Origin of the sequence: Pseudomonas sp. lyk4-R2A-8, assembly GCF_030209095.1 — a bacterium.
GTDB lineage: Bacteria > Pseudomonadota > Gammaproteobacteria > Pseudomonadales > Pseudomonadaceae > Aquipseudomonas > Aquipseudomonas quebecensis.
Genome location: NZ_JARVSS010000004.1, coordinates 77,436 through 95,186, shown reverse-complemented (window position 1 = coordinate 95,186; position 17,751 = coordinate 77,436). Strand labels below are relative to the sequence as shown.

The 17,751-nt window shown below is 61.7% G+C and carries 16 protein-coding genes; 7 read left to right on the top strand and 9 right to left on the bottom strand.

Going from position 1 to position 17,751, the window contains the following annotated elements; translation table 11 throughout:
* The first annotated feature begins 26 nt into the window (after window positions 1–26).
* Window positions 27–5,297, top strand: a complete 5,271-nt coding sequence (locus QRN10_RS04800) for a dermonecrotic toxin domain-containing protein (RefSeq protein ID WP_285427937.1) — start codon at window positions 27–29, stop codon at window positions 5,295–5,297.
* Here the strand turns inward: QRN10_RS04800 and QRN10_RS04795 are convergent.
* The 3 genes from QRN10_RS04795 to QRN10_RS04785 form a co-directional block, all read right to left on the bottom strand.
* Complete coding sequence (locus QRN10_RS04795) at window positions 5,278–5,919, bottom strand: LysE family translocator (protein ID WP_181075730.1); 642 nt, start codon at window positions 5,917–5,919, stop codon at window positions 5,278–5,280. The two genes, QRN10_RS04800 and QRN10_RS04795, sit on opposite strands and share 20 nt — an antisense overlap.
* Before the next feature lie 59 nt (window positions 5,920–5,978).
* Window positions 5,979–7,241, bottom strand: coding sequence for an NCS2 family permease (locus tag QRN10_RS04790; protein ID WP_370694781.1), 1,263 nt, complete (start codon window positions 7,239–7,241; stop codon window positions 5,979–5,981).
* A 263-nt stretch (window positions 7,242–7,504) separates the two neighbouring features.
* A complete protein-coding gene (locus QRN10_RS04785; RefSeq protein WP_285427936.1) occupies window positions 7,505–7,939 on the bottom strand; it encodes a MarR family winged helix-turn-helix transcriptional regulator in 435 nt (144 codons plus the stop codon).
* An 81-nt stretch (window positions 7,940–8,020) separates the two neighbouring features.
* On the opposite strand from QRN10_RS04785, the gene QRN10_RS04780 reads away from it, so the two are divergent.
* Entirely contained in the window at window positions 8,021–9,187 is a 1,167-nt protein-coding gene (locus tag QRN10_RS04780; protein WP_285427935.1) for an aminotransferase-like domain-containing protein, read from the top strand.
* Window positions 9,188–9,197: 10 nt separating this feature from the next.
* Entirely contained in the window at window positions 9,198–9,800 is a 603-nt protein-coding gene (locus tag QRN10_RS04775; RefSeq protein WP_253508697.1) for a glutathione S-transferase family protein, read from the top strand.
* Window positions 9,801–9,809: 9 nt separating this feature from the next.
* Here the strand turns inward: QRN10_RS04775 and QRN10_RS04770 are convergent, their stop codons facing one another.
* On the bottom strand, window positions 9,810–10,706 hold the full coding sequence (locus QRN10_RS04770; RefSeq protein WP_285427934.1) for a LysR family transcriptional regulator: 897 nt from the start codon (window positions 10,704–10,706) through the stop codon (window positions 9,810–9,812).
* 114 nt (window positions 10,707–10,820) lie between these two features.
* Here QRN10_RS04770 and QRN10_RS04765 point away from each other — a divergent pair, with 114 nt between their 5' ends.
* Genes QRN10_RS04765 through QRN10_RS04755 form a run of 3 tightly spaced genes read left to right on the top strand, consistent with a single transcriptional unit; the run spans window position 10,821 to window position 13,757 of the window.
* Entirely contained in the window at window positions 10,821–12,113 is a 1,293-nt protein-coding gene (locus QRN10_RS04765) for a CitMHS family transporter (RefSeq protein ID WP_285427933.1), read from the top strand.
* A gap of 1 nt (window position 12,114) precedes the next feature.
* Window positions 12,115–13,440: an acyclic terpene utilization AtuA family protein gene (locus QRN10_RS04760; protein ID WP_285427932.1), complete on the top strand. Its 1,326-nt coding sequence runs from the start codon at window positions 12,115–12,117 to the stop codon at window positions 13,438–13,440.
* Window positions 13,437–13,757 carry an AtuA-related protein gene (locus QRN10_RS04755; RefSeq protein ID WP_181075714.1) on the top strand — a complete coding sequence of 107 codons (321 nt, stop codon included), beginning with the start codon at window positions 13,437–13,439 and terminating at the stop codon, window positions 13,755–13,757. Before QRN10_RS04760 ends, QRN10_RS04755 begins: the two co-directional genes overlap by 4 nt.
* Before the next feature lie 22 nt (window positions 13,758–13,779).
* Here QRN10_RS04755 and QRN10_RS04750 read toward each other — a convergent pair whose 3' ends face one another.
* From QRN10_RS04750 to QRN10_RS04730, 5 genes are all read right to left on the bottom strand, one after another.
* Window positions 13,780–14,151, bottom strand: coding sequence for a glutathione S-transferase N-terminal domain-containing protein (locus QRN10_RS04750; protein WP_181075712.1), 372 nt, complete (start codon window positions 14,149–14,151; stop codon window positions 13,780–13,782).
* A gap of 101 nt (window positions 14,152–14,252) precedes the next feature.
* Complete coding sequence (gene folE / locus QRN10_RS04745; RefSeq protein WP_003236739.1) at window positions 14,253–14,798, bottom strand: GTP cyclohydrolase I FolE; 546 nt, start codon at window positions 14,796–14,798, stop codon at window positions 14,253–14,255.
* Window positions 14,799–14,876: 78 nt separating this feature from the next.
* The gene (locus QRN10_RS04740) at window positions 14,877–15,434 is read right to left on the bottom strand and encodes a Smr/MutS family protein (protein WP_181075706.1); all 558 of its coding nucleotides are present in this window, start codon (window positions 15,432–15,434) and stop codon (window positions 14,877–14,879) included.
* A gap of 74 nt (window positions 15,435–15,508) precedes the next feature.
* Complete coding sequence (locus tag QRN10_RS04735; protein ID WP_034099345.1) at window positions 15,509–15,829, bottom strand: hypothetical protein; 321 nt, start codon at window positions 15,827–15,829, stop codon at window positions 15,509–15,511.
* Window positions 15,830–15,967: 138 nt separating this feature from the next.
* Complete coding sequence (locus QRN10_RS04730; protein ID WP_181075704.1) at window positions 15,968–16,558, bottom strand: cysteine hydrolase family protein; 591 nt, start codon at window positions 16,556–16,558, stop codon at window positions 15,968–15,970.
* Window positions 16,559–16,799: 241 nt separating this feature from the next.
* Between QRN10_RS04730 and prmB the strand changes: the two genes are divergently transcribed.
* Window positions 16,800–17,708, top strand: a complete 909-nt coding sequence (prmB, locus tag QRN10_RS04725) for a 50S ribosomal protein L3 N(5)-glutamine methyltransferase (protein WP_181075703.1) — start codon at window positions 16,800–16,802, stop codon at window positions 17,706–17,708.
* The last annotated feature ends 43 nt before the right edge of the window (window positions 17,709–17,751 follow it).

The window sequence follows — 17,751 nt, the reverse complement described above, 5'->3', positions numbered from 1 at the left end:
CTTTTCATCATAGAGACGAAAACGCTATGTCCTCACCGCCCTTCAGCCTGTCACCACCCGACGGCGCTGATTCCGACGCCGCGGTCGAAGCAGCGTCGCAGTTCATTCGCGACCAGTTGACCCGACGAGTCAACACCTGCGCCCATCCCAGCCGCCTGATAAATCAGATCGGTCTTGCCGAGCGCCGTTGCCGAGAGTCGACCCAAGCCCTCTCTCGTCTGATAGGGCGTTCGCCCAAGGTGTTGACGGTGATCCGCGCAGAGCTGCGCAAAGCGTTCGAGGTTGACCCCGACCGCCTGTTGTTTACTGAGACCAAGGCGCCTGGGGTGGTCCACAAAGTGGACAGTTTGACGGAGCGGGCTTTGTTGCTGCTGGTGCTGCCTTCGGTGTCGATCAATGTCAATCAATTTACCGTCCTGAGCATCGAAGGAGAGCCGCAACGTCGGTTGCCGTATACACCGCTGCAAGTGCTGCGACGAGTTATCGCAATGCGGCTTTTCGAGCGCCTGGCCCACGCGGTGAGCGATTATTGGGACACGCCGGCCCAGGGTTCCTGGCGCACACGGCGGGAGCGTTGGGTCGATTTATACACGCAGCTGTTCGCCGATCAGGCGTTTATGGCGCGCCAACTTGATGAACTGTCAAGTGCAGGTATTGCCATGGTAAAGGCGCTGATCGATGCGCCGACCGCCGAGGCGCGCCAGCGCGCGGGCGGTGACTGGGCCAGTGTGCGCGTGGCTCAGTTGATGTGGCCAGGTACCTCGGCGGTAGCGATCCCGGGCGCACTGCACCTCTATCGTGAAGGCGACCCGGTGGATGCGCCCCATGTTATTCACCTGCCGGGTGCGGCGCGCAATTTCTACGAGTATCGCTCTTTCGCAAGCCTTCAGTGCGGCTTGCTGGAGCTGGAATCGTCTCGGCTCCACGACCTGTGGCAGTGCCTGCCGTTAAACCGTCGTAACGGGTTATGCAGGCCTGCTGACTTGTCGGCAGCCTCCACGGTCATGCGCGGCCTTGAGGTGATGAGCAATGCGTTAGAACTGGGCGCGCAGGCCTTGCTCACAGGGCAATCGAGCAACGAATTGGCCTGTGCGGTCAGTGTCAACCACGCGCACGTGTTTTCCAGTGATCGGCCCCGGCCACCGCCGCTGGACGCCGTGCGTCTGCTCGCATACGCGGAGGGGTTCAGGAAGCAAATGGTCGGCAGCGCTCGACTCGGTGCCCTTGGCGATCAATTGCTTGATTGGGATCATCGACGACGGCGCGCGGAAATTATCTTCGCCAGTACCACGTCCGGGCTGGCCTTGCGCACCGTACAGGAACGGGCAAAGCGCTACGAACAACGGGTGCTTGCGTTGCTTGACCCCTCCGACCCAGGCGCCGACACGCCGACCTATCAGGCGCTCACGACGCTGGTGGAACAGCTTAAGGCCCATACGCAGGCGTTGGACACGTTGATGAAGGGCGCGCGGGCCCGCTTGCTCGAGCTGGGTTTTTGGGCTGAGCGCCCAGGCGGTGCGTGGACTGCGCGGCGTGTGACGTTGTTCATGAACGCGCAAACCGAGGCCCTGCGTTGCGAAGTTCACCTGCAGCACCAGCTCAAGCTTCTAAGCACGGCGCATCGCGACCTGGTCATTGATGTGGTGGAGCAGCCCTGGGCCTACAAACGCACCGACAGCGATGCCCAGGTGTATTGGATCGCGGTGGGCAGTGAGCCGGACGCCTTCTATGCGTTGCATAACGTCTGGGTGGTGACCACGGCGCCCGCGATGAGGGTTCCGACCCGCCAGCATCCGGTGGTGCTGTACGCGTTTGGCATGGACGGTGGGGTGGTGGCTTTTTCCGGGGTGGAGGCACTGACCCGAAGCCTCAAGGCAAGCCTGGGCAGTCGGGACGACTCCCCGCTGTGGGGTTATATCGAGCGTGACAAGCGTCGCGATCTGCGTGCCCATGCGACCAATCGAACATTGGCTGTACGCTACCTGAACATCAAGGGCAAGCCTGCGCTGGCCGCGCTCAAGAAACTGCTTGGTAGCTACGACCGCCTGCAAACAAGCCACGAAGAGCTCGTGCGTCTTTTCAGTGAGGTCAAGGATGCCGAGTTGAGTCGCGCGCTGTTGACCGTCGAGCTGGAACAACAGTTGAAGATTCCTGCCAACGTCGCCCTGAGCCAGGCCCAGGCCGCCATTGAGCTGGTGCGCAAGGCCGCGTCCGAAGCCAAAACCATGCCGGCCTGGCTGACGCGCGCAACGCGTGGTCAGCGTAAACGTTTCAGGCGCTCGCTAAAACTTTATCTGAGCGGCACCTTTGCTTTTAGAACCGGGCTTGAACACGAGCTGCCTGACTTGTACACCTTCGCCCGGCGCGTTTTGACTGCCCGATTGCGCGAGGACGGCATCTCCCCAGAGCTTGATATCGGCCAACCCTTTATTGAACTGCCTGATGACGTTCAGGGCAGCTTTTGTGGCTGGACAAGCGGCTGTACCGCAGGCGACCGCAATATCCAATTGACCCCGACTGTCACGCGTACCTCCTTCAGTCTGTTACAACTGGCGATGCATAACCTCGACCCGCTGGCGCCCTGGACACGCTGGCGACTCAATCGCGCACGCTTTCTGCAACCGGAATGGAAACAATCGCTGAATGCCGATTATCTGATCCGCATGGTGTCCTCGCTGGATATCGGCGGGCAATACGACGCATCGATTCTTCGGGTCTTTTATCCGCGTGTCGCAGGCAGCCAGGCACCCGGCGTGGGACGTGTTCCGGCGTTATTGAATCGCGCATTGCGCACAGGCTATGAACATCATCTTTTGTCGGCGATCCAGCGGGGGCTCACTGCTGCGGCACAAAGCGTCTTCAGCACGGCTATGGCGGCACGCACGCCGCAAGACTTGCTGAAAAACCAGCATGAGCTGCAGCTTTACGTGGTGCATTTGATTGGGCACACGATGCTGCATGATCGCTACATTGCGGGAATAGTCGTGGTACAGGACAAGCGCACCGGGCTCTGCGTGGTGTATTGGCCCGAGGCTGCGCACGATTTGGTTCTTACCGAATACGGCAGCCTGCAGCATGCCCATGACGAGCTGAACCGTCTCGGTGCGTCGCCGGCCAACGTCAAGGCACTGGCGCGGCAGGTCGCACCCGGCTGGGCATTCGAGGCAGTCGTCCACCATCCCGATGGCGCTGACCAGTCTGGCCCGACCCTTGATTATCTTGACCTGATACCGGCGTTCGTCATGGCCAAAGGCATTTGGCAAGGTATCGAGTTCATTCGCTCATTTGGCACTCGACATCTGGAGCCAGTGCCGTTTTTGGATGAGATCGAAAAGCAAGCCCTCGAGCAGATTGCCAGTGACCCGCTTGACTGGCTGGCCCTCGTTGCCACGTCCCACAGCGACGCCCAGGCATTGCTGTACCGCGCCAGTGTGCTTGAGCTGCAACGCACTACCCAGGCCGCCAGCCAGTCCGGCAAAGCGTTGCAAGCCTACCGCACTCGCCGTCTTGGTGAGCAGAGCGATACCCGCAACCGGGCGGTGAAGGCTTTTTTCTCTCCACTCTTTGGAATGTTCAACGATTTCTACGAGTTGCTGCTGGCGGCGCGACGTTTTCATCGTTTTGGTGACGCACGAGATGCACTGGATGTGGGCTTTATGAGCACCGTGTTGGCGATTGATTTGCTACTGAATTTTGTACCCGGCCCGAAAAAGGTGGGCGGCTCTGCTGCGCGCGCGATACGGCCCAGATCGAGGACAGCGTTGGCGCGGATGCGTCGCTTGCCGGTGACGACAAGTGGAGGCGCCCGTGTGGTGCCGTCACCCGTGACGCAACTTGACGCCCTGGCGCGCTTCAAAACCAAAGGGTTGCCTGACGAAGCGGTGGCGTTAAAAGCGCCGGGCGAACACGGTATCTATGTGAAAAATGGCGAATCCTTCGTGGCGGATGGCGTGCACCATTACCCGGTGTACCGACGCAGCGACGAACCGATGTATCGCCTGAAGAATCAACACGCGCCAGGGCAAGACGAACTGATTCTGAACATCCGCCACTCCAGGGAGTGGTTGCTCGACGCGGACGCTCCTCAACCTGCGCCGGGCAGCAGCGCGGGGGCGCTGAGCCCATGGCGCGCCCCCGTGTCACCGGTGCCGGACTGGCGGCCGCCAGTGGTGCGCGCGGCGACCGAAAACCGCATCCGTCAATCACCGGCGCCGACGACCTATTGGTGTGATTGGAAAGTGCAGCTCTCCACGACGCAGTTGTCTGCTACGTCGTCCATGGGGACGTTTCATGTGCATATGGAATCCCCGAATTTTCCCTTCGATGTCATCTATGTGGGCAGAACGTACGACAGTCCGACGACGGCAGGGGCGGGGTACTACCGGTTGCTCCACCAGGGAGCCAATGCACCGTTGGATGGCATTGCGTTTATCACCAGGAATGAGCCGCTGGTTTCACGCGCGCATGTAGATATTGATCGGTGGACAACCACTGCGCTTGGAGAGCAGCCCATTCCGGTATCACGCAGCGCAACCGGTGAGTGGAGGCTGCACAGCGTACAGTTCGACAGGCCCTTGGCTAATTATGTCGGCATCGCTTTCCCTGAGATGACCTCTCAAAGCCGAGTCTTCACCGCGCAGAGGCTGATTGAACTGGCAGATTCGTCTCGCCCGGCCACCGCCACTCACCTGCTCAATATCCGCGCGACGCTGGATAATTGGTTGACCCCGACCGCTAATGGGCTTGGCCAGACGGATGATCTGCTGAGGCTGCTTCGGCCTACCGAAAGGCAGGACACAATAAACATCGGCTATGAAGGCAAGGCACCTGGCTTCACTCGCGTTGACTTCAACGTATCCGGATTGGCCCCTGCGCTGCGGGATCGCGCTCGCGGTCGCGGTCTCGGCCGTGGGCGTGCCGCTCAGCGAAGCGCTGCGCAGAGCGCGCGCATCGAGCGCGTATTGCAACAGCAAGGTTTCAACGTGCAGCGCCTGCAAGTCCTGCGCGGGCGAAGGACTGTTGATGAATTGATCGCGACTCATCCTCTGTCCAGTTCAAACAGGGTGTACTACATCTCCCCGCATTGGCTGGAGCGATCGGGTATTCCTTTGAATACGAGGCTTACGGACAGTTGGGTGAATGTCGCGATCAAAAAAAATCCGAATTCGCTTCTATTGGCGGGCGTCGAGAGCGCCATGAGAGAAAACCGCCTGGTTCGTATCGTGGCGGGCGTTCAATGGCCTACCCTCGGTACGCTTGCACCGACCGTCTATTTTGTCAAAGTAAACCCGTCCTAGCCTTGATCAGCGCCGCCACGCCGGCGGCACCGAACAGCGCCGCACTGATGCGATTGAACCAGCTCTGGCCATGGCCGCTGCGCAGATAGCCCGCCGCACCATGGGCACCGAGGCCGTAGGCCAGCTTGCACAGCAGGTCGAGCACGGTCCAGGTGGCGATCATGACCAAAAGCTGCGGCACAAACGCCTGCTGGCTGCTCAGGAATTGCGGCAGGAACGCGGCAAAAAACAGGATGTCTTTGGGGTTGCTGGCGCCTAATACGAATGCGCGGCCAAACAGCGTGCGAAAGCGCGGCACAGCTGCCGTCCGCGGCACGTCGGCACCTTGGGCCGGCTGGCGCGACTGCTGCCAGCTTTGCCAGGCAAGGTAGAACAGATACAGCGCACCTACGATTTTCAGGGCGCTGAACAGCTGCTCCGAGGCCAGCAACAATGCGCCAAGCCCCAGGGCCGAAGCGCTGAGCAGGCAGATCGAGGCAAATACCCCGCCCAGGAATGCCGGGTACGAACGGCGCACGCCATAGTTGAGGCTGTTGCTGATCATCAACAGCGACAACGGGCCGGGAATCAGGATCACGATCAAGGCAGCGCCGCTGAACAGCAGCCAGGTTTCAAGGGTCATTTCATTGCTCCAGGGGCGGCGGCAAACGACAAATCATCCTCTTGTCCCTTGCCGCTGTTTCATAAAAATATAAATTTGGCGACGAAGATCGCGCACAGCACCCACAGGCTGACGGAAATCTCGCGGTACTTGCCGGTGCCGGCCTTGAGCGCCACATAGGTGATAAAGCCCAGGGCGATGCCGTCGGCGACCGAAAACGTCAGCGGCATCATGATCGCCGTGACGATCGCCGGAATGCTGTCGGTGGCTTCGTCCCAGTTGATATGAGCCATGCTCGCCATCATCAGCATCGCCACATAGATCAGCGCGCCGGCGGTGGCGTAGGCCGGTATCATGCCCGCCAGCGGCGCAAAAAACATCGCCGCTACGAACAGCGCGCCCACGGTCACGGCGGTCAGCCCGGTGCGTCCACCGGCCGCCACGCCGGCGGCACTTTCCACATAACTGGTCACCGGCGGTACGCCGACCATGGCGCCAAACACGCTGGAGGCGCTGTCGGCCTTGAGTGCGCGTGACAGGTTATCGATCCTGCCGTCGGCATTCACCAGCCCGGCCCGTTGCGCGACGCCCATCAGCGTGCCGGCGGTGTCGAACATGTGCACGAACAGAAAGGCGAATACCACGCTGATCATGCTGACGTTGAACACGCCTTTGACGTCCATTGCCATCCAGGTCGGGGCCAGGCTCGGCGGGGTGGAGAGGATGCCGTTGTAATGCACCAGGCCCAGGCCCCAACCGGCCAGCGTCACGGCAATGATGCTGATCAGGATCGCGCCGAACACACGGTGATAGCTGAGGATCGCAATCAGCAAAAAACACACCGCCGCCAGCAACGGCGCCGGCTCGTGCAGTGACCCCAGCTTGATCAAGGTGGCTGGGCTGTCGACGATGATGCCGGCGGTTTTCAGGCCGATCACCCCGAGAAACAAGCCGACACCGGCGCCCATGGCATGGCGCAGGCTGACCGGAATGCTGTTGAGCAGCCATTCGCGGATGCGTGAGAGCGTCAACAGCATGAACAACACCCCCGAGATAAATACCGCACCCAGCGCGGTCTCCCAGTGATAGCCCATGGTGCCGACCACCGTGTAGGTGAAAAATGCATTCAGGCCCATGCCCGGCGCCAGGCCCACCGGCCAGTTGGCATACAGGCCCATCAGCAGGCAACCGAGGGCAGCGGCGATGCAAGTGGCGACGAATGCCGCGCCATGATCGATGCCGGCGTCGGCCATGATGTTGGGGTTAACGAAGATGATGTAGGCCATGGTGATAAAAGTAGTCAGGCCGGCGATCAGCTCGGTCTTCACTGTGGTGCCATGCATGCGCAGTTTGAACAGGCGTTCCAGCCAACCGCCCTGGGAGGAGGGCGACAGGTCCAGCGTAGGGGCTTCGGATTTGCGGCTATCCACAGCGAGTACTCCTCAAGCATTTTATTGTTATGGCCAGCGCGAAGCGCTGTGAGGTTACCGGCGGGTTTTGTTGACTGATAGGTCAGGAACTCGCACGAAGCGAATTATGCTTTTGTATACAAAGAAAGCAAATAATGTTTTCTATTTTGTGTGCGAAAGAGATGAAAGGCAAACCTCTAGTTATTCGCGCTCAGCGCCATATTCACCGCCAGCCAGCCTTTCACCGCCTCTTCGCCGGCTTCACTGAAAGCGCGCTGCAGCAACTTCACCTGCTCGCGGCGCAAAGACTGTTCGAACCGCCGGCCGTCTTCGCTGAGCTCCAGCAGGCGTTTGCGCTTATCGGTCTGCGACGCCACGCTGCTCACCAATTGCATTTCCTGCAATTGGCGCAACGGCATGTTCAGCGCCTGCTTGCTTACCCCCAGCAATGCCAGCAACTGCGTCACGCTCAGGGCCGGGTAGCGGGCGATAAAAAACACAATGCGCTGATGTACCCGGCTCAGGCCGCGACGTTCGAGCATTTCATCGGCCTTGGCGGTGAATGCCTGGTAGCCGAAGAAAAACGCTTCCATGGCTTGTTGCTGGCTGTTTTGGTTTTTAAGGTCAAGCATGTTGACGTATCCAGGTGAGCTGTCGTAATTTCGGTCAACCAGTTTGACGTATTTCCCACAGTTTTCGCCAGCGGTGACCTTATGGCCTTCTCCGAACGTGTTACGCGCCTTAAAAGCTCTTTGATCCGTGAAATCCTCGCCGCGGCGCAGCGCCCGGAAGTGATGTCGTTCGCCGGCGGGCTGCCGGCCGAAAGCATGCTGCCGGCGTTGAACTGGGATGATATGCCATTAAACATCGGCCAATACGGCATGAGCGAAGGCGAGCCGCAGTTGCGGGAATTGCTGGCGGCCGAGGCGCGCGCCCTGGGCGTGCCGTGCCAGGCCAGCCAGGTGCTGGTGGTCAGCGGGTCCCAGCAGACCCTGGACCTGGCGGCCAAGCTGTATATCGATCAAGGCACGCCCATCCTGCTTGAAGGCCCGACCTACCTGGCCGCGTTGCAGATCTTCCAGCTGTTCGGCGCCGATTGCCTCACTGTGCCCCTGGAGGACGACGGCCCCGACCTGGCCGCGTTGCGCACCAAGCTTGAGCGTCATCGCGCGGCGTTCATCTACTTGATCCCCACCTTCCAGAACCCGTCGGCGGTGCGCTATAGCGAGGCCAAGCGCGACGCCGTCGCCGAGTTGCTCGACGAATTCGGCGTGACCCTGATTGAAGACGAACCCTACCGCGAACTGACCTTCGACGGCGCCAGCGCGCGGCCCATCGTCAGCCGCCTGCACAAGGCCAGTTGGATCTACACCGGCACCGTGTCCAAAACCCTGCTGCCGGGCCTGCGCGTCGGTTACCTGATTGCCAGTCCCGACCTGTTCCCGCATCTGCTCAAACTCAAGCAATCGGCCGATCTGCACACCAATCGCGTGGGCCAGTGGCAGGCGATGCAGTGGATCGGCACGCCAAATTATCAGCAGCACCTGGTTGAACTGCGCCGTTTTTACCGCGAGCGCCGCGATGGGTTTCAGGCCGCACTGGAACGGCATTTCAGCGAACTCGCCGACTGGCAGGTGCCCCAGGGCGGATTATTCTTCTGGCTGACCTTGAAACAGCCGCTCGATACCCGCACCTTATTGGCGCCCGCGCTCGCTGAGAACGTCGCCTTCATGCCCGGCGAACCCTTCTTTTCCGAGCCGGACCAGCACCTGGGCTCACTGCGGCTCAATTTCAGCCATATCGACCCGTCCCGCCTGGACGAAGGTCTGATGCGTCTGGCCGCCGTGATCCGTCAAGCACAGCACGCGCAAGCGGCATAAGGGGAACTCCATGTACAAGGTTTATGGCGATTACCGCTCGGGCAACTGCTACAAGGTCAAATTGATGCTCAACCTGCTGGGCATCCCGTATGAATGGGTGAATGTCGACATTCTCAACGGCGACACCCAGACCGCCGAATTCCTGGCCAAGAACCCCAACGGCAAAATCCCGGTGCTGGAGCTGGAAGACGGCACCTGCCTGTGGGAATCCAACGCAATCCTCAACTTCCTCGCCGACGGCAGCGCGTTTCTGCCGACCGAGCCGCGTTTGCGTACGCAAGTGCTGCAATGGCAGTTCTTCGAGCAGTACAGCCACGAGCCCTACATCGCCGTGGCGCGGTTTATCCAGTACTACCTGAACATGCCGCAAGACCGACTGGAGGAATACAAAACCACCCATAAAGGCGGCTACAAGGCACTGCGGGTGATGGAGCGTCAACTGCAAGCCACGCCGTATCTGGTGGGTGATCAGTACTCGATTGCCGATATCGCGTTGTATGCCTACACCCATGTGGCGCACGAAGGTGGCTTCGACCTGGCGCCGTACCCAGCGGTGCAGGCTTGGCTGGCGCGGGTAGCCAGTCATCCCCGGCATGTGGCGATGCTGGACTGATCACTCCATTCAGTTCGATGACGTACCAGATAACTCATCGTTCAGCAGGTCGAAACAACGCTGCGCTGCCGGGCTCAGTGTTGTCCCACTGCGACAGATCAAACCGATCTCCCGGCTCACCCCGGGATGATCGATAGCGATCCGCTGTAACCCCTCCAGGCTGTCCGCCGCCGATTCCGGCAACACACTGATCCCCAATCCCTGACGCACCAAAGCCAGCACCGTCGACATGTAGTTAGCCTCCATGCCGGCCGTCATGCTCAGCCGCGTCTGGTCGAACAGCGCGTCCACCTGCTCGCGCACACTGCTGTCGCGGCCGGTGAGGATGATCGGCTGGTCCGCCAGCTGTTCAAGGGTCAGGCGTGGCAAAGCCGCGAGGGGATGATCCAGTGGTACGAACGCACACAGACGGTCATTGAACACCGGCACGAAATCCAGCCCATGGCTTAACCGGGCCCGCACGCCGATGCCAAAGTCCACGTCGCCGGTGCGCACCCGAGCATGAATGCGGTGGGCCACCACATCGTGCAGGCGCACTTCGATCCCGGCAAAGCGTTCGCGAAACAGCCGCAGCGCCGGGGGCAGGCTACCGGCACACACCGAGGGCAGGGCGGCAATGGTAACCACGCCCCGGCGCAATGCAGCGAGGTCGCGCGAGCCGGTGACGATGTTATCCAGGTCCAGCAGCAGTTTTTCCATAGGGCCGCGCGCTTCCTGGCCGGCAGTGGTGAGGCTGACGTGGCGCGGGCTGCGGTCGAGCAGCGCAATGCCCAGCCACTCTTCCAGTTGCTGCACTTGCACAGTGAGCGCCGAGGGCGACAGGTTCAGTTCGCTGGCGGCCTTGGTAAAGCTGCCGGTGCGGGCGACGGCGAGAAAGGCCTGGATATGCTGGATAGAATTTTTCATCGTTTTGTTTTTCCGAACGTGCCGGGCTGAATATTCCAATTTACAAAGACTACCGCGCTTCCAATACTCCGGGGAAAACAATAACCGGCCACCAAAGGCCGCTCTGGAGTCCCCATGCTCGCTACCCTGGGTGTCATCACCATCCTGTGCCTGCTCGCTGCCGTCATGAGCAAACGCCTCTCGCCGCTGGTGGCGCTGATCGCCTTGCCGATCATCGCCGCGCTGCTCGGTGGGTTCGGCCTGCAAACCAGCGCCTTCAACATCACCGGTATCAAGAACGTCGCCCCCGTGGTCGGCATGTTTGTCTTCGCGATCCTGTTTTTCGGGATCATGACCGACGCGGGCATGCTCGATCCCATCATTGACCGCATCCTGCGCACGGTGGGCACGCGCCCGACACGGATTGTCGTCGGCACCGCGACTCTCGCGTTGCTGGTGCACCTGGACGGTTCCGGCGCGGTGACGTTCCTGGTGACGGTGCCGGCGATGTTGCCGCTCTACACGCGGCTGGGCATCGACAAACGTATCCTTGCCTGTGTGTGCGCCATGGCCGCCGGGGTCAACTTTTTGCCGTGGACCGGCCCGGTGCTGCGCTCCTCGGCCGCGCTGCATGTGCCGGTGGCGGATCTGTTCCAGCCGCTGATTCCGGTGCAGATCGTGGGGTTGATCTTTGTGTTCGCCTGCGCCTGGTGGCTGGGCCGCCGCGAAGAAAAACGCCTGGGCCTGGGCGCGGGGTCCACGGTGGACGCCGTGCCGCGACGCGTGCTCAGCGAGGATGACCTCAAGCTGCGGCGCCCACGCCTGTTCTGGCTCAACCTGATCCTGACGGTGCTGGTGATGGTGGTGATGATTGCCGGTTGGGTCGACCCGGTGGTGATGTTCATGCTCGGCACCGTCGTGGCGCTGTGCATCAATTACCCGAACGTGGACGCCCAGCGTGCGCGCATCGATGCCCATGCAAAAACCGCGTTGACCATGGCCAGTATCCTGCTCGCCGCCGGAGTGTTCACCGGCATCATGCAGGGCACCGGCATGCTCAAGGCCATCGCCGAAGTAGCGGTGGCGCAGATTCCTGCGGGCCACGGCAAGCTGATCCCGGCGGTGGTGGGCTTTATATCCATGCCGCTGAGCATGCTCTTCGATCCCGATTCCTACTATTTCGGTGTGATGCCGGTGATTGCCGAAGTCGGCAAGGCCCTCGGCGTCGACCCCCTGCATGTGGCCCAGGCCTCGCTGTTGGGCGTGCACACCACCGGTTTCCCGGTCAGCCCGTTGACCCCGGCGACGTTCCTGTTGGTGGGCCTGTGCAAAATCGAACTGGCCGATCACCAGCGCTTCACCATTCCGTTTCTGTTTGCCGCGTCAGTGTTGATGACCCTGACCGCGTTGCTTTTGGGAGTGATCTGACATGAACACTTTGCGCATCGGTTCCGGCGCCGGCTATTCCGGCGACCGCATCGAACCGGCCGTCGAATTGGCCGAGCACGGCGACCTGGATTATCTGGTTTTCGAATGCCTGGCCGAACGCACCATCGCCCTGGCCCAGCAAGCCCGCATCAGCGACCCCCAGGGCGGCTACGACCCGCTGCTGGGCGAGCGCATGCGTCGGGTGCTGCCGTTTGTGGGCGCGCAGTCGGGGCGTCGGCGTCTGCGGGTGATTACCAATATGGGCGCGGCCAACCCGCTGTCGGCGGCTGATGAGGTGCGGCGCATCGCCCATGAGCTGGGCCTGGATCTCAAAGTACTGGCGGTGGTCGGCGACGACGTATTGCCGCTGCTGCGTCCCGAGCAGGTGCTGGACAACGGCCAGACCCTTGCCTCACTCGGCGCGCGAGTGATCTCGGCGAACGCCTACTTGGGCGTCGACGGCATCCTTGAGGCCCTGCGCGCCGAGGCCGACGTTGTCATCACCGGTCGCGTGGCCGACCCATCGCTGTTCCTTGCGCCGCAGATGTTTGAATTCGGCTGGGCCGCGCACGATTGGCCGCGTCTGGGGCGTGGCACGCTGGTCGGGCATTTGCTCGAGTGCGCGGGGCAGGTCAGCGGCGGCTATTTTGCCGATCCGGGGTTCAAGGACGTGGAGGATCTGGCGCGGCTGGGTTTTCCGTTGGCCGAAATCGATGCCGAGGGCGGCGCGGTGATCACCAAGGTCGCAGGTTCCGGTGGGCGAGTCAGCGCTGCCACCTGCACCGAGCAGTTGATCTATGAGGTGCATGACCCGGCGGCCTATCTCACCCCCGATGTGACTGCGGACTTTTCCCAGGTGAGTTTTGTCGAGGAGGGCGTGGACCGTGTGCGCGCTCTGGGCGCCGATGGCCGTGGGCGGCCGTCGCAGTTGAAGGTCAGCGTGGGCTATCTGGATGGCTGGATCGGGGAAGGGCAGATGTCCTACGGCGGCCCCGGCGCTGTCGCACGGGCGCAGTTGGCGCGGGATGTGGTGCTCAAGCGTCTTGAATGGATGGGAGTGAAGATGCAGGACGTACGCGCCGAATTGATCGGCATGGATTCGCTGCACGGTCCGCGCAATAGCGTGGAGCCCTGGGAAGTGCGCCTGCGCGTCGCCGCTCGCTGTGCAGAACGCAGCGACGCCGTGCGCGTCGGTAACGAAGTGGAAACCCTGTACACCAACGGCCCGTCCGGCGGCGGCGGTGCCAGCAAAAGCGTGCGCCAGGTGGTGGCGGTAGCGTCGCTGCTGCTGCCGCGCGACGCTGTCAACCAGAGGATCCAGGCATGAAACTGCACACTCTGGCCCATTCCCGTACCGGCGATAAGGGCGATACGTCGAACATCTCGATCATTGCCTACCGCGCCGAGGATTACCCGTTGCTGTGCGAGCAGCTCACCGCCGAGCGGGTCGCCGCGTTTTTTGCCGGGCTGCTCACGCCGGGTGCGGCGCCGGTGCGGCGCCATGAACTGCCCAACGTGCACGCGCTGAACTTCGTGCTGCCGGGGATACTGCGCGGCGGCGTGACCCGCTCACTGGCACTGGATGCCCATGGCAAGTGCCTCGGCTCGGCGCTGCTGGACCTGGATGTGCCAATACCGAACTGACGGTGGGGGCGGTGCAGGCGTGTCAGATCGCCGCAAACCGCTTGTCCAGGTAATCGATGATCACCTTGGAGTCGTACATCCAGGTGGTCTGGCCGTTTTCTTCGATACGCAGGCACGGCACCTTGATCTTGCCGCCTTGCTCCAGCAGGGTCTGACGGTCCTGCTCATTGTTCTTGGCGTCCTTGAGCGCCACCGGCACATTCAGGCGATGCAGGGTGCGGCGGGTCTTCACGCAGAACGGGCAGGCGTGGAACTGGTACAGGGTCAGGCCCTTGGCCGCTTCGTTGACCTGTGCCTGCTGCTCGGCGGGGCGCTGCTTTTTGCGAGGACGGGTCAGCAAATCGCCCGCGATGATGACGTGGCCGAGGCCCACTCGAAGTGCTTTGACGAACATGGCTGAAACCTCTTGCCGAACACAGAAGGGGCCGCAGCTTACCTGATTTGTGCAGGCGAAAAAAAACCGGCGATGAGCGCCGGTTTTTTTTACGCAGCCCGTTACTTGATCAGACTGAGGAATTCGCTGCGAGTGGCCGCGTTTTCTCGGAATTCACCGAGCATCACCGAGGTGATCATCGACGAATTCTGCTTCTCCACACCGCGCATCATCATGCACATGTGCTTGGCTTCGATCACCACCGCCACGCCCAGCGCGCCGGTCACCTGCAACACGGCATCGGCGATCTGGCGGCTGAGGTTTTCCTGGATCTGCAGGCGGCGCGCGTACATATCGACAATCCGCGCCACCTTGGACAGGCCCAGCACCTTGCCGCTCGGGATGTAGGCCACATGGGCCTTGCCGATGAACGGCAGCAGGTGGTGTTCGCACAGCGAGTACAACTCGATGTCCTTGACCAGCACCATTTCGCTGTTGTCGGAACTGAACAGGGCACCGTTGGTGACCTCTTCGAGCGTCTGTTCATAGCCGCGGCAAAGGTACTGCATCGCCTTGGCGGCACGCTTGGGCGTATCGAGCAGGCCCTCGCGGGAAACGTCCTCGCCGAGTTGGCCGAGGATCGCGGTGTAATTCTGTTCCAGGGACATGAAACTACCTGTGGGATTTTCGCAAAGCGCAAGGTTACGGTGGCGGGCACATCGCTGCAAGCACGACGACGGCACTTGTTACTCGTCGCGCCCTTCCATCATGGTCCGCTTGAGCATCACATACACCGCCCCCGCGCCGCCGTGGCGGGCCTGGCACGAGGTAAAGCCGAGTACCTGGGCATGCTGGCGCAGCCAGGTGTTGACGTGGCTCTTGATCATCGGCCGCTTGCCGTCCAGCCGCACGGCCTTGCCATGGGTGACGCGCACGCAGCGGATTTCGAACTTGGTCGCTTCGGCGAGAAAGGCCCACAGGGTTTCCCGGGCTTTTTCCACGGTCATGCCGTGCAGGTCCAGGCTGCCTTCGAAGGGGATCTGGCCGGCCTTGAGCTTGCGCATCTGGCTTTCCTGCACGCCGTCGCGGGCCCACATCAACTCGTCTTCGGGGCCGACGTCGATCACGAACTGGTCCGACAGGCCATCCACCGTGGTGGCGTCGGTGCGCACGGTCGCGGCCTGGCGCAGTGTGGCGATCTGCGCGCGGTCGGCCTTGGGTTTACCGGTGTCGGCACGATCGTGTTTGATCGGCTTGACGCCGCGCAGCTCGTTTTTGAACAGGGAAAAATCGTCGTCTTGCATGTCAGCCTCCGCGAAGGGCGGGCAGTTTACCTAAATCGCGGCGGCCGGGCGCAGGAAACGCTATCCAAGCGCCACTAGTCGTGCTTCTTCATCAAGTGCGAGGCAATGTTCAATGACAGCGGCTGCCGCATGCGGCGTCGGCTGCGGCGCCACAACCACACGCCCAGCCACAGCACCAGCAGGCCAATGCCCAGCAGCAGGGCCGAACCGCCCGGGCTGGCATTCAACTCGCCAAGCGCCGGTGAATGACCAAACAGACCGGCGCCACCAGCGCCCGCCAACAGCACACCTACAATCGCCAGCAACGCGGCAATGCCGGCCACCAGGCGCAGACGCCAATTGCTCGGGCCCTTGGGGCGCAAGCGACGAGCGTCAAAACCATCGGATATCTTCATCCCGACCTTTCCTCCAGGGTATCGGCCCTTCGACCGGAAGATACCCAGGTTGTTCCGGCGGGAGGGGTAAATGCGCCAAATGAAAGGGCGTGGCGGATGAGCGGGGGAATAAACCCGCTCATCCCGGCAGCGATCAGATCAGATCAGATCTTTGGTCAGGGCGAGGGTGGCGAAGTTGTCGGCCATGATCGCCATTTCGGTTTGCTGCACCTGCTCGGCACCCAGCACGCCGCCTTTGTAGGGCAGGTCGCGGGTGGCGCAGGCATCTTCCACCAGGGTGCAGCGAAACCCCAGGTTCTTGGCTGCGCGCACCGTGGTGCTGACGCTGGAGTGGCTCATGAAACCGCAGACGATCAGGTCCAGGGAACCCAGGTTTTGCAGTCGGTCGAGCAGTTCGGTGCCATGGAAAGCGCTGGGCAGCAGTTTGCCGATGATGGTTTCGTCAGCGGCAGGTTCCAGGCCCGGGATGAATTCACCGCGCTCGCCTTGTGGGTCGAACAGGCCGCCCACGGTGCCCAGGTGACGCACATGCACGATCGGGCGCCCGGCTTCGCGCGCCGCCGCGACCAGTTGCTTGATATTGGCCACGGCCGCGTCCATGCCTGAGAGGGCGAGTGGGCCGCTGAGGTACTCCTTCTGGGCGTCGATGATCACAAGGGTCGCATGGCTGAGGTTGGCAGCTGCGTAACCACGACCGCTGAGTTGAAACATCGTCTTTGGAACGGACATTCTGGGGGCTCCTGTGAGGGGGGCATTTGCGACATTGTCCACTGGCTGAGCGCTTCTGTGAATCGCTACCATCGTAAGGTACGCCGTTGCTGGCGTGCAGCCATGTCAAGAGGCGAACTCGTCTGGGGCAATACTGGCAATTTGGATGAAATCCGACGTATGGCACCAGGTTTTTCGTACATCGTCGGTACAGGCGAAGGCTGTTAGAATTGCCAGTCGTTTTTTCCAGGAGTCTGCCCCCGTGATCACTTCCCGCCTGCGCACCTTGCGCGACCATATCCGTTGGGCTGTCAGCCGTTTCCATGGGGAAGACCTGTTTTTTGGCCATGGCACCGACAATGCCTGGGATGAAGCCCGTCAGTTGGTGCTCGGCGCCCTGCATCTGCCATGGGAAATGGCCGACAGCTACCTGGACTGCAACCTCGAAGAAGAGGAAATCTCTCACGTCCAGCGCCTGCTGCATCGCCGCATCCATGAGCGCGTGCCCACGGCTTACCTGCTGGGCGAGGCGTGGTTCTGCGGCATGTCGTTTATCGTCGACAAGCGGGTGCTGATCCCGCGCTCACCGATTGGCGAACTGATCGAAAACCGCTTCGAACCCTGGCTGGCCCAGCCCCCGGCGCGCATCCTCGACCTGTGCACCGGTTCCGGTTGCATCGGCATCGCCTGTGCGTACGAGTTCCCGGATGCCGAAGTAGTGCTGGGGGATCTGTCCTTTGAAGCCCTGGAAGTGGCCAACCAGAACATCGAGCGTCATGGCCTCGATCAGCGTGTGTACACCGTGCAGGGCGACGGTTTCGACGGCCTGCCGGCGCAGCGCTTTGACTTGATTGTCTCCAACCCGCCGTATGTGGACGCCGAGGATTTTGCCGACATGCCGGACGAATACCAGCACGAGCCGGAGTTGGGCCTGGCCTGCGGGGATGACGGCTTGAACCTGGTACGGCGCATGCTCGCCGAAGCGGCGGACCACCTGACCGAAAAAGGTTTGCTGATCGTCGAAGTGGGCAACAGCCAGGTGCATGTCCAAGCGCTGTACCCGCAAGTGGACTTTGCGTGGCTGGAGTTCCAGCGCGGCGGGCACGGGGTGTTCATGTTGACTGCCGAACAGTGCCGCGCCCATCAAGCGGTGTTCGCCGCCAAGGTTTAACGGCAGGGGCACAGGTAAAATGGGGGAGGCAGGCTTGCCTCCT